Source organism: Roseibium sp. (assembly GCF_965232425.1).
Classification (GTDB): domain Bacteria; phylum Pseudomonadota; class Alphaproteobacteria; order Rhizobiales; family Stappiaceae; genus Roseibium.
Genome location: NZ_OZ246971.1, coordinates 5,151,657 through 5,166,250, shown reverse-complemented (window position 1 = coordinate 5,166,250; position 14,594 = coordinate 5,151,657). Strand labels below are relative to the sequence as shown.

Below are 14,594 nucleotides of genomic sequence, written 5' to 3'. Positions count from 1 at the left end.
TTTGTTCAAATCGAAATTTGTCGCGGGATACTATTTCTGGCAGAATCTGCAGCTTGTTCAACAAAAACCGGACTACCAGTCGATCGGTTTTCCGAGGTGATCGAAAAACCCGCCAGTTTCTGCCGGCGAAAGTCTCTCAACAACGTCCAGAAGCCGCTGGGCCGCCACATCCGGTTCCTGAACATCGAGACCGCTCTTCGCGAATGTCTCGGTCAGCTGCGTTCTGACGGTTCCCGGATGAAGAGCAACGGCAATTGCCTCGGGGTTTCGTCTGGCGAGTTCGACGGCTGCGGTCCTCAAAATCTGGTTGAGACCCGCCTTGGCGGCCCGATAGGCGTACCAGCCGCCAAGCCTGTTGTCGCCGATGGAGCCGACGCGCGCGGACAGTGTTGCGAACAGGCTTCGGCCTTCTCTCGGAAAGAGGGGCAGAAAGTGCTTCATGAGGAGGGCCGGTCCGATGGCGTTGACGGCATAGGACCGGGCAAGATGGGCCGGGTCGATTTCCCGCCAGCTCTTCTCCGGGCGCATGCCGTCAAGTGTCAATGCACCGCTCGCATCGAACACCAGCCTGACCTCCCCCTCCAGGGACCTCAGGTGCCCTGCGCAGGCCTCGATTGTCGTCTCGTCGAGAAGATCGAGCGGTGGCACGGACTGTCTGCCGAAACCGACGACCTCGTCGTAGTGTCCCGACGCCCTGACCGCTTCGATGATCGCGGAACCGATGCCGCCGGTGGGGCCGACGATGACGGCTATTTTGCGGGTCATATGCAATCCTGACTGTTTGCCTCACCGTCAATACGCGCGGAAACGCCACCGGGATTGCCTGCGGTGCGGCCAGGTTCATGATTCAGACAGTCGCCGTCCAGATTCCGTCGACATAGTCCGCCTCGTCATCGCCTGGCCAGGGCGGCATGGATATGCAGATGAACTTGAGCGGCACCGTCGCATCGCTCCTGTACTGAAATGCCGTGCCGGCGGGAATATCGATGGAGACGCCCGGAACCAGGTCCACGGTGCTCGAGGTTTCGCCGTCGGCACGCCAGATCTGTCCCTGCCCCTCCAGGACGAACCAGAACTCGCTGACCGTCTTGTGCTGTGTCGCGCGGTTGATCTGCCCGGCAGGGACCGTGGAATGGATCATGTTTCCCGTTGGGCCGTCCATCAGGAACCGGATGTCCGCACCCGCGGGAGACTTGGCGTCGAATTTGTCGGACAGGATATTCTGCTTCACGGCGGCTTTACCCTTTCAAGGAGACGGCGGCGTGACGTCCCTGCGACCATTCTTGCCGCGCCTGTAAGGCCCTGTCGAGCCGCGTGCTAAACAGTCTTGTTGAAGATTTCCCTCCCGATCAGCATGCGCCTGATTTCCGATGTCCCGGCACCGATCTCGTAGAGCTTGGCATCACGCAACAGCCGGCCGGTCGGATACTCGTTGATATAGCCGTTGCCGCCGAGCAGCTGGATCGCATCAAGCGCGATCTTCGTTGCGTTTTCAGCGGCATAAAGGATCGCACCTGCCGCGTCCTCCCGGGTCGTCTCCCCGCGGTCGCACGCTTTTGCGACTGCGTAGACATAGGACTTGGTGGCATTCATCGAGACATACATGTCCGCGACCTTGCCCTGCACCAGCTGGAAGGTGCCGATCGGCTGGCCGAACTGCTCCCGCTCATGCACATAGGGAATGACGACGTCCATGGCCGCCTGCATGATGCCGACACAGCCGGCCGCAAGGACGGCACGTTCGTAGTCAAGCCCGGACATCAGCACATTGACGCCCTTGCCGACCTCCCCGAGCACGTTTTCCTCCGGCACTTCGCAGTCCTGGAAAACGAGTTCACCTGTTTCCGAGCCGCGCATGCCCAGCTTGTCCAGCTTCTGTGCGACGGAAAACCCGGGGAAGTCCTTTTCGACCAGGAAGGCCGTGATGCCCTTGGGCCCCGCATTCGGATCGGTCTTGGCGTAAATGATCATGGTGTTGGCCGACGGACCGTTTGTGATCCACATTTTCGAGCCGTTCAGAACATAGCGGTCGCCCTTCTTGTCGGCCCGGAGCTTCATGGAGACAACATCGGAACCCGCACCCGGCTCCGACATCGCCAGAGCCCCGAGATGTTCGCCCGTGATCAGCTTTTCGAGGTAGCGTTTTTTCTGATCTTCCCGGCCCCAGCGGCGCAACTGGTTGACGCACAGGTTGGAATGGGCACCGTAGCTCAGTCCGATGGACGCGGAAGCGCGGCTGACCTCTTCCATCGCGATGCAGTGCTCCAGGTAGCCGAGGCCGGAACCGCCCCAGTCCTCCTCCACGGTGATGCCGTGAAGGCCGAGTTCGCCCATCTCCGGCCAGATTTCTCTCGGGAACCAGTCTTCCCGGTCGATCTTCTCCGCGAGCGGGGCGATCCGGTCCTGACTGAAGGATCGAACGGTGTCGCGCAGCATGTCTGCGGTTTCGCCCAGATCGAAATTGAACCCGGGAAAATCGTTGCGAATCATAATTTTACCTCCCTGCGATCCTGATATCAGGTTCGCACGTAACGAATGGAATCGCTCAGCTCGCCGATCCGGTCGTAGAGCAGCTGAGCACGCTTGTTGTCTCGATCGGTGTGCCAGTAGACCTTGCCGCTGGCGCCGGGTTCCCGGTCCGCCGCAGCGTAAACCGCCTCAATCAGTTTTCGGCCGGCTCCCGTCCCCCTGGCCTCGGGGCTCACAAAAAGATCTTCCAGATAGCAGACCGTCTCCAGCGACCAGGTGCTGTCGTGAAACAGGAAATGCACGAAGCCGACCACCTCGCCGTCGCGTTCTGCGACAAAGGCGGAATGTGACCCGGGCGCAAGCAGGCGCTTGAACATTCCGTCGGTGACTTCCGGGGCAAGATCCTGCTCGTAGAAGTCCAGGTAGGCCGCCCAATGGTGTTCCCAAACGGATCTGTCGTCCGACGACAGATCGCGGATCAGAATGTCAGACATGGTTCAATCCTTTACGCCTGCAACGCTGACAAGCGTGAACAGCCCGGTCGCGACATGGACCTGCAATCCGTCCTCGAGCCCGTAGACATCCGCCTTTGCGATGGTAAGTGTTCGGCCGGGCTTCACGACACGCCCCCTTGCCAGAAGTGTCTCCTGCCTGGCCGGGTTGAGCAGGTTGATCTTGTATTCGCTCGTCAGCACACCGCAATCAGCGGCAAAGAGGGACAGGGCCGCATAGCCGGCGGCGCTGTCGGCAATGGACGATGTTGCCCCGGCATGAAAGAAACCATGCTGCTGGGTCAGGTCCTGACGCAAGTTCAGTTCGATATCCACGGCCCCCGGGGCAACGTGCACCAGTTCCGCCCCGAGATGCTTCATGAAGTGTTGCAAGGCGAAGCTTTTCCGGACACGGCCGTCCCAGTCGGGATCTCTCGGCTTCAGATCCATCATTCAATCCCGACCCGCGTTCTGCTGACAAGCTCCGACATGCGCGTCCTGGCACCGGTCTCAACTTCGTCGAGTTCCAGCAGTGTCAGTTCGATGTCGCGCTGCTTTTCAAGAAGCTCTTCCCGGCGCGCCGCGATTTTTTCCAGAAGCAGTCTCAACTGGCCTGCTTCACCCGGCGACGTGCCGTACATCTCGATCATTTCCTTGATTTCATTCAGGGAAAATCCGAGCCGTTTGCCCCGCAGGATGAGTTTGATACGGGTCCGGTCACCGGGCGTGTAGAGCCGCTGACGGCCGCGTCTTTGCGGCGTGACCAGCCCCTGGGCCTCGTAGAAGCGCAAGGTTCGAGTGGTGATATCGAACTCCTGCGTCAGTTGTGTGATCGTGAAATAGCGCTGCATGCCCGCTCCTTGATACGGGCACAGTTTATTCTTTTTACGTTAAAGTCAATACATCAATTTTTTCATATAAATTGCAGTGACTTGGTATTCACGTACGCAGGTCACTCACAGCGGCCTCGGCGTTCAGCACATTCAGATCCACGTTGCCCGAAATACCCTTGATCGTACCGCTGTCCTGATACTGCCAGAGGACCCAGTCCTTCGTGTAGGACGGCGAATGCCAGATGGAACGGGTCCAAAGACGCCGGTTGAGCCCCTGTCCCTTGAGATAGGCACGGTAAAAGTCTTCCGGGGCGTACAGGATGACCTTTTTTCGGCTCGACAACTCCACCTGGGCAACGAAGTCGGAGATCTCTTTCAGGACCGCGTCGACCGGTGGTCTCCGGGCGCAGTTGGCGCTGAATTCAAGGTCCAGAACAGGGGCGAGCATGTCCGGGTCATCAGGCAGCACCTCGAGAAAATTGAGGGCCTGCTCCCTGCCCGGTTTGCAGAGGCTGAAATAGTGGTAAGCACCTCTGGCCAGGCCGACCGAACCGGCACCAGCCCAGTTCCGCGCAAAGGCACCGTCCTTGAAATCGCCGCCCTCGGTTGCCTTCATGTAGACGAAGGCGATGTCGTCACCGGCAACTTCGGTCCAGTCGATTTCACCGAGATGGTGCGAAACATCAAGGCCGCGGATCGGGTATTCGTCCCTGTCTGGTTCCCAGCTCATGAAAAAAAACGCCGCTCCGCCGATCGAGATGACGCACCCGACCACTACGTAGAAAACTGTCCGGAATATTGCCTGCAAGAATTTCATTTTGCCACCCGCTTCCAAGGCGACAAGAATTTGCCTCAAAATTCTTAAGATTCACGATAGAAAATTCGGCCAGAGCGGCGGCGCCGCAAGTTCGAGCACATTTCCGTCAGGATCGTTGAAATAAATGCTTGTACCACCGGCCGGCCAAACCACCTCGCTGATGATCTCGACCGAGTTGGCCCTGAGAAAGTCGCGCCACGGCTGCAGCTGTCCGGTGCCGATCCGGAAGGCAAAGTGACTGTTCCCGGATGTGTCATGGCCCGGAACGACACCGCCTGAGGTTTCGACATCGTCCCCGGTATGGCCACGTCGAAACACCAGGAGCGCCTGGCCCGGTCCGGCATCGTAAGCAAAGAGCCTGTCACCCGCGACCATTCTCTTGAGACCGAGAACGTGCGAATAAAACGCGTGTGCGGCGTCCATGTCATCCACATAGACCGCTGTTTCCAGTACGCCGTTGATCTCAGGTCTGTCCATGTCTTCGCCCTCTCGGCATTGAGACAGCTATACCGTGCAATAGACAAACTGTAAAAACCGCCTCAGCAAAATCAACTAAAAGGTGCAGAAAGAAGGTATAATACCTAGAAAAAGTAACTAACGTAAGCAAATGCGTTTGCCATCAAAAGACATCGTGTGTGAAACTCACCGCAGCAATGAAGATTCGATTGACTTCATTTGACAATGAAACGCGTACCGACCGGGGCACATCGGCGCAAAATGAACAATAAACGCACAACGCGCGCACTCCTGCTTGCAACACTTTTGTTTCTCCTTCCCCTGGGAAGCGTTGCAAACGCGGATTATGTCGTGACCGTCATGGGCCCCGAGGCGCCGGCGGACAAGCGCTATGAATATGACCGGGCGGTGATAGAACTCGCCCTGACCAAGACACGGGCCAAGTTCGGAGACTTCACCGTTCGCGACACACCGTCCGGACAGAACACGCGGCGTGCCCTCATCGAAGCATCGAACAACAAATATACGAATTTCATCATCAAGACATCGATGAGCAACGATTTGCCCGAAAGCCTCGCGGTCATCCCGTTCCCCGTCGACCTGGGCATCGTCGGCTACCGTGTCGCGTTTGTATCGGAGAAGAACAAGGAAGCGCTCTCCAGGGTGAAGTCACTTGAGGATCTCAGGAAATTCGAGGTCATTCAGGGTCTTGGCTGGCTGGACACACGCATTCTCCGGCATCACGGCTTCAATGTGCGCACGAACGCGGAATACCAGCCGATGTTCTCAATGGCTGCGCTCGGCCGCGCGGACCTGTTTTTCAGAGGGGTAAACGAGCTTCTCGACGAATGGGAAGCGAACAGGCATATTTCCGGCCTGACCTTTGACGAAACAATCTCCGTCTACTACCCGCTGCCGAGATTTCTCGCGACGTCGCGCGACAACAGGGAACTGATCGAACGCGTCCACGAGGGCTTGCTGCTCGCCCATGAAGACGGCTCGCTCCAGGAACTTTGGGAAGACAAGTACCGCGCAAGCATCGATTTCGCCAATCTGAGCGGCCGGAAGATCTTCCGGCTGGAAAACCCCTTTCTCGAGGGCCTTGACCCGTCCTGGCAACAATATGTCTACCAGGTCGGGTCAGAGTTGACACAGTAGCCTCACCTTGCGGAGACGCCCGTGTCCGCTGCCGTCAGGCGAGCGTCAGTTTGACGTCGATGTTGTTGCGCGTGGCATTTGAGTAGGGACAGACCTGGTGCGCCTTTGCGACAAGGTTTTCAGCGGCTGACCGCTCCACCCCCGGCAACGATATCTCCAGAGCGACCTCAAGACCGAAGCCGCCTTCGGAACGCGGCCCGATACCGACCGTCGACGTGATCGAGGTGTCGGCCGGTACTGCAATTTTCTCCTGGCCGCCAACGAATTTCAGCGCACCGATGAAACACGCGGCATATCCTGCGGCGAACAGTTCTTCCGGGTTGTTTCCCGCGCCGCCCGCGCCTCCCAGTTCCTTGGGTGTCGCCAGGTCCACCTTGAACGATCCACTGAGCGTCTCCGCCTTACCGTCACGGCCTCCGGTTGCACGTGCTTTTGTTTCATAAAGAACTTCGACAGTCATTTCCGCGTACTCCTATCTTCATGTAAAACTGACCGTTTTCCAATTCGGCCTTCAAATTTATATCGTGCACGATATATTTTATGCACATAAAGCACTGCGCACCAGCCGTCAACTGGTTGCGACCATATCGTGCACGACTTATAAGGTGACGAATGAACGAAAAGACAGATCAGATGTCTCTCCTTGATGCGATCGGAATGCCTGCCTCCGGAGAGACCCGTACCCGCAAAAAAGACAATCAGGACAGTGCGAAGGCCACCGGCGCAGGGAAGACTACAAAGCCCGCAAAGCGCAAGAAAAAGCCTGCGTCCTCCGTAAACGCCGGGAAGGCAGCAGCGGCGGATGATGTGTCCGCGATGCCCGGTGGCACAGACAGTGTTGACGACACGCCCGCAACTGAAAGCAAGGTGCATGGATCGACATTGCCCGAAATGTCAGCGCCCCTGCCGCTCGACAGATTTATCTGCTTTGCGCTTTATTCCGCCAACCACGCCATGCACAGCGTCTACAAGGATCTGTTGAAAGACGTCGGCTTGACCTATCCCCAGTTCCTGGCAATGACCGTGCTCTGGGAAAAGAACAACGTGCCGGTCGGCGCGATCACCTCGAAGCTGCAGCTCGACACGAATACGCTTACTCCGCTTCTCAAACGTCTTGAGACAATGGGACTGATCACGCGGACACGGAACACCAAGGACGAGCGGCAGGTGATCCTCAAGCTGACCCGCAAGGGCCGCGCACTTCAGAAAAAGACCGAAGACTTCAGCACGTGCATCCTGTCCTCGACCGGCATCGGCATGGAAGAGGTCATGGACTTGCAGCGCAGGATCATGAAGCTGCGCGACAATCTTCGGACGGCGGGAACGACGTGACCCCGATCTGCGCGGCCTAGGGTACGGACCCATAAATGAAGCCGATTTGGCGGCAGAAATGGCGAAATCTCGCGAGGAAGCGTGTGCAGAGCGGGCTTTATGCCCGGTCAAGCGCGGTGACGCTGCGAAGTGAAGCCATTTTGCCGTCCGTCGGATTTGGTCGTTTTGTCCATCTGCTGCGTCGCGAAAGGTTTGAAAATGAACCACATTTCCTGCGCTTTCGCTCCTTGCAGCCGGTCAAAACGATCCAAACCAAATTGACTTCATTTATGAGTCCGTACCCTAGAACGGCAGGCCGAACCAGAGTGCCGCGATACCGAGAAAGGCGAAAAATCCGACAACGTCGGTGACCGTCGTCACGAACACGCTCGATGCAATCGCCGGATCGACATTCACCCGGTCCAGCACGATCGGGATCAGCAGTCCTGAAAGTCCGGCAAACAGCATGTTGATGATGATCGCGCCCGCAATCACGACACCGAGGCCCGGACTTGCAAACCACAGCCATGCCGTCACGCCGATCAGAACCGCGAGCGCGACACCGTTCACGGCGCTCACCAGAATTTCGCGGTTCAGGACACGCAGCATGTTGCGAGCACCCAGTTCCTGTGTCGCGATGCCTCGCACGGCAACGGTCATCGTCTGGGTCCCGGCATTGCCACCCATCGAGGCAACGATCGGCATGAGGACGGCTAGGGCCACCATGGCCTCGATCGTGTCCTCGAAAAGGGCAATGACCACTGATGCAAGGATCGCGGTCCCGAGATTGACCACGAGCCAGGTCAGCCGCGAGCGTGCGATCGTCACGACGCTGTCCGATATCTCCTCGTCACCGACCCCGGCAAGCGCACGCAGGTCCTCTTCCGCCTCTTCCTGGATCACGTCGACAATGTCGTCGACGGTCAGAACACCGACGAGACGCTCGTTTTCATCGACCACGGCGGAGGAAACGAGGTTGTAGCGTTCGAAGCGCCGCGCGACTTCCTCCTGGTCCTCGGTCGCAAGGACGGCCTGGCGGGTTTCCTCCATGATGGAGGTGACCTTTTCCGCGCGCTTCGTCCTCAGGATCTTGTCCAGATGCACCGACCCGAGCAGCTTGAAAGCCGGGTCGACCACGTAGATCTCGTAGAAGCTGTCCGGCAGATCCCGCGCCTCGCGCATGTAATCGATCGTCTGACCGACAGTCCAGAATGGCGCAACGGCGATGAACTCGCTCTGCATCCGCCGGCCCGCGCTTTCTTCCGGATAATCCAGCGCCTTTTTCAGCTGCGCCCGGTCCGCATAGGGCAGCTCTTCGAGGATCGCGGCCTGATCGTCTTCATCCAGGTCTTCCAGGATGTAGACGGCATCATCGGAATCCAGATCGCCGAGCCCCTCCGCGATGACCTCGTTCGGCAGATCCTCCAGAACCTGAAGACGAACCGCCTCATCGGTTTCCGTCAGAGCGGTATAGTCGAACTCATCGCCGAGGAGACGGATGAACGCGGCGCGCTCGTCCGCATTGAGCGTTTCCAGGAGGTCGCCGGTATCGGCCTCATGAAGGTCGCCTGCAAGCGCCCTCAGCTCAAGGCGGTCCTCGGCTTTCAGCGCGGCTTCGACTACCGCTATGAATTCCGGATTGAGACGGTCGTCCTCGTCGCGCACGGGTATAGGCAGAACGGCGGAGGCGTCGGTGTCAAGTTCAGCTGCTTCGCTCATCCCTCACCTCCTTCTCTGCGTAAGTTGCCCGGCCCTGCCCAGAACTAGCCCGTGGAACCTGAAAGTGCCACATCAAATCCGGCGGCGGTCCACATCTGCGCCCTGTTTTAGACGAACGGGTTTCACGGTTGTTTTTCAGCAGGGAACGGATTTGTTCAATATCCGGCACATGCCTTTGACCGCGCGACGCTCCTGAGCTGATCCAGATACGCACGGGTCGTTTTCGGAAGGATACTCTCGCTGGATGAAATGCAGCGTTCAGCGCGCCGAAAAGCCCGCTTGGCGCGCTCGCTGGTCAGACACACCCGTCCCTCGGCAAGGGTTTCCTGTTCGACATACCAGAGCTGCTGGCATGTCATCGCACCGAAACGCGCCGGATCCGTCTTGAAGACTTGCGCGTTCAGACTTTTGGTCATTCCGGCGATCAAAAGGCATATCCAGAAAATGCTGAAGATGTTCATTGTCAGACCCCGCAAGGCTGAACTCCGTCCTTGGCCGGTTCCGCCGAAATGCGCAGCTGCGCCCTCTCCACCGGCATCCTGAAGACGACCCGTTCGCAAAACGGGCGCGGACTCAAGACAGGCCGCGCCCCTTACGATGCTTACATGGCAGGCGGTGAAATCGTCAAACCGGATTTTCTGCGCGCACAGCTCAGATGAAATCCAAGCGTTCGGCAAGCGCGAACTGGACCAGGTCTGAAAGATGGCACGGATCGCCAGTCTCCCGGCTTGCGTCCGGAACAGCATCTTCCGCGAGATCCAAAAGGACTTTATCCGGCCTGCCGTCTGCGACGTGTTGAAGGTCGGCAAGATCTGGCTGACTGAGCCCGGTTTTGCCCGGCCCGAAGTCAAACTCGAAAGTCGCATCGAGAAAGTCAATCAGGACCGCGGGCGGTGCCGGACACTCCGGCTCCACATAGGCAATGCCGGCATCGATGTCTTTCACCACCTCGCCCCGGCCGAGACTGATCACGTCCGTCAGGCCCCGTTCCGGATCGACCACGTCAGACCCGTTCGACCCCGTACTCGGCGCGACGAATGTCTTTCCGGGCGAATCGTCCGTGGCGAACTGGACGACATAGTCGCCGGCCTTTAGGTCCGTGAACGCGTAGTCTCCGTTCTCATCCGTCTTGGTCCGGGCAACCACTTCGCCGTCGGCAAAAAGAAGCGTCACCAGAGCGCCCGAAACAGCGGGGTCTCCGGTATCAGCGGCATCACCGTCATCATCGCAGAAATACCGTCCGGCGATCACCGCGCTCGGGACATAGACAATGCCGGCATCGATGTCTTTCACCACCTCGCCCCGGCCGAGGCTGATCACATCCGTCAGTCCCCGTTCCGGATCGACCACGTCAGACCCGTTCGACCCCGAACTCGGCGCAACGAATTCCTTTCCGGGCGCATCGTCCGTGGCGAACTGGACGACATAGTCGCCGGCCGTTAGGTCCGTGAACGCGTAGTCTCCGTTCTCATCCGTCTTGGTCCGGGCAACCACTTCGCCGTCGGCGGAAAGCAGCGTCACCAAAACGTCCTGGACGCCAGGATCACCGGTATCGAGATCATCGGCGTCGACATCGCAGAAGTACCGGCCCGCAAGCGTCGCCGTTTCGGGGTCGGCGGTTTCCCCGGCCCCGAGCTTGTCATATTTCAAGCCGAAGAAGACGTTGGCGCACCATTTCACTTCCAGGGTGACACCCGGCGGTGGCACAGCCCCCAGAAAGGTGAAGAAGTCATTGTCCGGTCCGTGGGCTGCGCCCTCGACCTCAATCTCGATCAACTGATAGGTCTTGCCGTCATCCCCACGCAGCACAAGACGCTTCTCCGCGTAGATCTGCGCGTCAAGCGGCACACCGTTTACGCTTGCCTCCTGGCCGAAGGGATCGCGTGCCTGCTCGGTGATCTGTTGCTGCCAGCGGCCGGTTTCCTCGGATTTCGACCAGCTCTTCCTGTGGATGTCGCCCGAAAGCCAGGGATCGTTGTCCTGCACGGAAAACTCCGTCGTCGCGTTTGCCGGCATGACGAAACTGTCGCCCCGCCCGAGGTTCTTGTCCCCGGGGCTCAAAAGGTCGGCTCCGGTGAAGGCGGTGAATTCAAATGTTCTGGAACGGAAGGCCATGTACAATTCCTCCGAAAATCAAGTTGGGTAAAAAATCGCAGTGCCCCGCAATCGAAATGGGGCAAAGCAGGCAATATTACGTAAGGTAACTCAAATCGGCACCGCACGCTACGGCCTGCGTCTGAAGCTTCGAAAAAGGAAGGCAAAAAAACAAAAGGCGTCCCGAAGGACGCCTGTTCAACCAGCGAGGTATCTGGTTGTCATGGTGCGGTCGAGAAGACTCGAACTTCCACGGGTTTTACCCCACAGCGACCTCAACGCTGCGCGTCTACCAATTCCGCCACGACCGCATATTCGATTGTTCCCGCGCCGTTCAGCGTCGAGGCGCTCCGTGTAGCAAAAGGATTTTGGGGGCGCAAGAGCAGATTTTGCAATAATTCACAGAGGCGGGAATTTTATTCAGGAGGCCGCTAAAGCGGCCCGTCCGTCCGCATCGGTCGAATCTCCGGTGGGCGCATCAGCACTTCCGTGATCGAGATCCCGATCCGCTCGCCGAGAAGCACGACCTGCCCGCGGGCAACCAGCGTGTTGTTGGCGTAGATCTTGACGTCGTCGTCCTCGCTCACGTCGAGATCGATGACTGCGCCGCGGCCCATGCGCAACAGCTGGTGAACCGGCATTTCACTTTCGCCGAGCACGACGGAAATATCGACTTTGATTTCGTCAAAGGTGGTCATCGGACGTCAAGATCCTTAAATAGGGCGAACCCGCAAGCGCTGCACCTTACCATGCCCCGGCCAGCCAGCTCAAAAAACAAAGAACTGTCATCCACATGTCACCTGCCGAAAGAGACACGCTCTCCCTCAGTTTTCTGCCGATTCCGGGGTCGAAACCGGTGGAATGGAAGATATCGGATGACCTGGTCGACTACGAGACCGCGCTTCTGGAAATGGACGAGCGCGTCAAGAGAATCATTTCCGGCGAGGCAAGCGAACTGGTCTGGCTGCTTGAGCACCCCCCGCTCTACACCGCCGGAACAAGTGCCGACGAAAGCGATCTTGTCGCGCCCGACCGGTTCCCGGTCTACCGGACGGGGCGTGGCGGACAGCACACCTATCATGGCCCCGGCCAGCGGGTTGCCTACGTCATGCTGGATCTGAAACGGCGCCAGCAGGATGTCAGGGCGTTCGTCTCCGCGCTCGAGGCCTGGCTGATCAACGCACTCTGGCACTACCACATTCGCGGTGAACGCCGCGAGGACCGCGTCGGTGTCTGGGTCCGCCGGCCTGAACGGGGGGACACGGTCGAGGACAAGATCGCCGCGATCGGCATAAGGCTGCGAAAATGGGTGACCTTTCACGGCATCAGCTTCAACGTGGAACCGGACCTGGAGCATTTTTCCGGCATTGTCCCGTGCGGCGTCACCGAACATGGCGTGACCAGCCTCGTCGATCTCGGCATTCCGGTGAGCATGGCGGAAAACGACAGCGTTCTGCGCGCAGAGTTTGAAAAAATCTTCGGCCCGGTCGTCTGACCGGCCACGAGATGTCTTAGGTAGCCGCGTTGCAGGCGTCGACAAAGGCTTTCAGCTTATCACGGCCACCGGGTTGCCAGCCGAGCCGGCGGAGTTTGGACGTATCCATGACACCCGGCCGGGAGGCGGCCCTGGCCGGCAATGCGCCGGCCAATCCGGAACACTCTGAAACGAGCGTCAGCAGATCGCGCCGGTCAAGCAGGAGATCGGATACGTTGAAGACCTCGAACCCGTGTTTGGCGGTCCGAAGCACGAGCGAGACCGCAGCCGCCAGATCCTCGCCATGAACCTCTGATCCACAGCGCGGTTCCGTTTCTGCGCCTGACCGAAACCCCTCGAACAACCCGGTCCATTTGTGGGTTGTCAGTCCGGGAGGCATCCCGTAAACGCCGGTGACACGCAGCGCGACCCCGCAGAACTGCCCATCGCACAGCGCTTCCAGGCTACGCTCTCCGTCGAGTTTTACCTCTCCGTAAAGGCTGTCCGGCTGCGGATCATCGGTTTCACGCAGCGTTTCACCGCGCCGCGCGTCGCCATAGACCGCGCGGCTCGACAGGAACACCACCTTCCGGCATCCCGTATCTTTCGCGGCCCGAAACAGGGCGCCGGTACCCGCGACATTGAGTGTGCGGAACCGGTCCGGGTCATCGCCCTCCCCGCCCCGGAACTTGCCGGGCACATGGTTGAAGGCACAGTGAACCAGCGCATCGGCGTCCGGCAAACGGGGTGGCGCCCCGAACAAGTCGAACCGGGCAAAGTCAAGCGCCGCGCCGTCCGGAGGTGTTCGACCCAGCGCCGTCACATGATGGCCCTCGCTTGCAAGGTGCCGGCTCAGAAAGCGGCCGATCGTGCCGCTCGCGCCCGTGATGAGTATTCGCATTCACGATGCCCGTTGATCTGTCCACTCTCCCGGGCCGGCAAGGCGCGTGGTGTCGTCCGGAATGCCGTTGCCGGTCGCGAAGGCCTGCCAGAGGTCCATCAGCGGGCGGAGACGCTCGCTCTTGTCGTGCCCGGCCTGCCAGGGCTTCTCGTACTGGTAATGCAGGATATGGATCTGCTGCCAGTCCCACAGGCCCGGCAGGTTGAACCAGACATATTGCAGCATGTTGTAGAAGACCGGCAGCCCGTGCCAATGCGGGAAAAAGGTCTCCAGGAATGTCTGGTCCGTCCGCCGCCAGAAAGCGTCCGGAGTATCGAGCGCCTCCAGCATGCGCGCAAACGTTGCCGTGCCCGGACGAGCCGTGAAGACGCCGCTGTTCAGGCGATGAAAATCGGCGAGGCTCTCATAGACGTTCGGCGCCGCACAGAATTCGGGATAATCGAACAGCCGGTCGCAGTTCTGCAGAACCAGTGCATCCGCATCGACAAAGACGACCCGGTCATAGTCGGTGAGCTGCCACAAGCGCAGCTTGACGAAATTGTCGAGCGGTGTGTGAAAGACGGGCTTTCCACCTTTCGTGAAAGGCGCGGCCTCGTGAAGCCGTCCGCGTTCATGCCGCTCGTTGAAACCCGCAGACGTCTCAAGGCGCCGGCACCGCGCGAGACGCGGCCTGAAGGCTCTGAGGATCTCCAGGTCTTCATCGTCAACCCCCGGCGTGCACAGCACGACCAGATCCGCTGCGGTTCCCGTTCGCCGCAAGGATCGCAGCAGCGCCGACGCGCCCAGAACATAATCGCGATTGGTCACAAGCGTCACATAGGCAACGCTCGATCCGGCGGGACGGTCGAAGATCGGCCAATCGCTCATTTTC

At 59.2% G+C, this 14,594-nt stretch carries 19 protein-coding genes and 1 tRNA gene; 4 read left to right on the top strand and 16 right to left on the bottom strand.

Annotated elements, in window-relative coordinates:
- Positions 1 to 72 precede the first annotated feature (72 nt).
- The 8 genes from ACO08A_RS23630 to ACO08A_RS23595 form a co-directional block, all read right to left on the bottom strand.
- Complete coding sequence (locus ACO08A_RS23630) at positions 73 to 765, bottom strand: SDR family NAD(P)-dependent oxidoreductase (protein ID WP_422038341.1); 693 nt, start codon at positions 763 to 765, stop codon at positions 73 to 75.
- Positions 766 to 847: 82 nt separating this feature from the next.
- Positions 848 to 1,231 carry a cupin domain-containing protein gene (locus ACO08A_RS23625; protein ID WP_422038340.1) on the bottom strand — a complete coding sequence of 128 codons (384 nt, stop codon included), beginning with the start codon at positions 1,229 to 1,231 and terminating at the stop codon, positions 848 to 850.
- An 86-nt stretch (positions 1,232 to 1,317) separates the two neighbouring features.
- The gene (locus tag ACO08A_RS23620) at positions 1,318 to 2,490 is read right to left on the bottom strand and encodes an isovaleryl-CoA dehydrogenase (protein WP_422038339.1); all 1,173 of its coding nucleotides are present in this window, start codon (positions 2,488 to 2,490) and stop codon (positions 1,318 to 1,320) included.
- A 26-nt stretch (positions 2,491 to 2,516) separates the two neighbouring features.
- Positions 2,517 to 2,963: a GNAT family N-acetyltransferase gene (locus ACO08A_RS23615; RefSeq protein WP_422038338.1), complete on the bottom strand. Its 447-nt coding sequence runs from the start codon at positions 2,961 to 2,963 to the stop codon at positions 2,517 to 2,519.
- A 3-nt stretch (positions 2,964 to 2,966) separates the two neighbouring features.
- Complete coding sequence (locus ACO08A_RS23610; RefSeq protein ID WP_422041798.1) at positions 2,967 to 3,410, bottom strand: PaaI family thioesterase; 444 nt, start codon at positions 3,408 to 3,410, stop codon at positions 2,967 to 2,969.
- The gene (locus ACO08A_RS23605) at positions 3,410 to 3,811 is read right to left on the bottom strand and encodes a MerR family transcriptional regulator (protein ID WP_422038337.1); all 402 of its coding nucleotides are present in this window, start codon (positions 3,809 to 3,811) and stop codon (positions 3,410 to 3,412) included. The genes ACO08A_RS23610 and ACO08A_RS23605 overlap by 1 nt, the downstream gene beginning before the upstream one ends.
- A gap of 88 nt (positions 3,812 to 3,899) precedes the next feature.
- Positions 3,900 to 4,523, bottom strand: a complete 624-nt coding sequence (locus tag ACO08A_RS23600; RefSeq protein ID WP_422038336.1) for a GH25 family lysozyme — start codon at positions 4,521 to 4,523, stop codon at positions 3,900 to 3,902.
- 138 nt (positions 4,524 to 4,661) lie between these two features.
- Positions 4,662 to 5,087, bottom strand: a complete 426-nt coding sequence (locus tag ACO08A_RS23595) for a VOC family protein (protein WP_421983314.1) — start codon at positions 5,085 to 5,087, stop codon at positions 4,662 to 4,664.
- A 240-nt stretch (positions 5,088 to 5,327) separates the two neighbouring features.
- On the opposite strand from ACO08A_RS23595, the gene ACO08A_RS23590 reads away from it, so the two are divergent.
- Positions 5,328 to 6,224, top strand: a complete 897-nt coding sequence (locus ACO08A_RS23590; protein ID WP_422038335.1) for a hypothetical protein — start codon at positions 5,328 to 5,330, stop codon at positions 6,222 to 6,224.
- Positions 6,225 to 6,258: 34 nt separating this feature from the next.
- Here the strand turns inward: ACO08A_RS23590 and ACO08A_RS23585 are convergent, their stop codons facing one another.
- Positions 6,259 to 6,684 (bottom strand): organic hydroperoxide resistance protein, encoded by a 426-nt coding sequence (locus tag ACO08A_RS23585; RefSeq protein WP_422038334.1) that lies wholly within the window; start codon positions 6,682 to 6,684, stop codon positions 6,259 to 6,261.
- Positions 6,685 to 6,836: 152 nt separating this feature from the next.
- Here ACO08A_RS23585 and ACO08A_RS23580 point away from each other — a divergent pair, with 152 nt between their 5' ends.
- Positions 6,837 to 7,556, top strand: coding sequence for a MarR family winged helix-turn-helix transcriptional regulator (locus tag ACO08A_RS23580; protein ID WP_422038333.1), 720 nt, complete (start codon positions 6,837 to 6,839; stop codon positions 7,554 to 7,556).
- A gap of 282 nt (positions 7,557 to 7,838) precedes the next feature.
- Here the strand turns inward: ACO08A_RS23580 and mgtE are convergent, their stop codons facing one another.
- Positions 7,839 to 9,254: a magnesium transporter gene (gene mgtE / locus ACO08A_RS23575; RefSeq protein WP_422038332.1), complete on the bottom strand. Its 1,416-nt coding sequence runs from the start codon at positions 9,252 to 9,254 to the stop codon at positions 7,839 to 7,841.
- A gap of 155 nt (positions 9,255 to 9,409) precedes the next feature.
- Positions 9,410 to 9,670 (bottom strand): hypothetical protein, encoded by a 261-nt coding sequence (locus tag ACO08A_RS23570; RefSeq protein WP_422038331.1) that lies wholly within the window; start codon positions 9,668 to 9,670, stop codon positions 9,410 to 9,412.
- Between the two features lie 75 nt (positions 9,671 to 9,745).
- Between ACO08A_RS23570 and ACO08A_RS23565 the strand changes: the two genes are divergently transcribed.
- Entirely contained in the window at positions 9,746 to 9,913 is a 168-nt protein-coding gene (locus tag ACO08A_RS23565) for a hypothetical protein (protein WP_422038330.1), read from the top strand.
- Here ACO08A_RS23565 and ACO08A_RS23560 read toward each other — a convergent pair.
- The 3 genes from ACO08A_RS23560 to ACO08A_RS23550 all read right to left on the bottom strand — a co-directional run bounded on the left by ACO08A_RS23560 (position 9,906) and on the right by ACO08A_RS23550 (position 12,046).
- Positions 9,906 to 11,369, bottom strand: a complete 1,464-nt coding sequence (locus ACO08A_RS23560) for an SdrD B-like domain-containing protein (protein WP_422038329.1) — start codon at positions 11,367 to 11,369, stop codon at positions 9,906 to 9,908. The two genes, ACO08A_RS23565 and ACO08A_RS23560, sit on opposite strands and share 8 nt — an antisense overlap.
- A gap of 203 nt (positions 11,370 to 11,572) precedes the next feature.
- Positions 11,573 to 11,659, bottom strand: a tRNA-Leu gene (locus ACO08A_RS23555).
- Between the two features lie 120 nt (positions 11,660 to 11,779).
- Positions 11,780 to 12,046 (bottom strand): FliM/FliN family flagellar motor switch protein, encoded by a 267-nt coding sequence (locus tag ACO08A_RS23550; RefSeq protein ID WP_306143867.1) that lies wholly within the window; start codon positions 12,044 to 12,046, stop codon positions 11,780 to 11,782.
- 95 nt (positions 12,047 to 12,141) lie between these two features.
- On the opposite strand from ACO08A_RS23550, the gene lipB reads away from it, so the two are divergent.
- On the top strand, positions 12,142 to 12,843 hold the full coding sequence (lipB, locus tag ACO08A_RS23545; protein ID WP_422038328.1) for a lipoyl(octanoyl) transferase LipB: 702 nt from the start codon (positions 12,142 to 12,144) through the stop codon (positions 12,841 to 12,843).
- Between the two features lie 16 nt (positions 12,844 to 12,859).
- On the opposite strand, the gene ACO08A_RS23540 is transcribed toward lipB, so the two are convergent.
- Positions 12,860 to 13,723: an NAD-dependent epimerase/dehydratase family protein gene (locus ACO08A_RS23540; RefSeq protein WP_422038327.1), complete on the bottom strand. Its 864-nt coding sequence runs from the start codon at positions 13,721 to 13,723 to the stop codon at positions 12,860 to 12,862.
- Positions 13,724 to 14,590 (bottom strand): glycosyltransferase, encoded by an 867-nt coding sequence (locus ACO08A_RS23535; protein ID WP_422038326.1) that lies wholly within the window; start codon positions 14,588 to 14,590, stop codon positions 13,724 to 13,726.
- Positions 14,591 to 14,594: the final 4 nt, after the last annotated feature.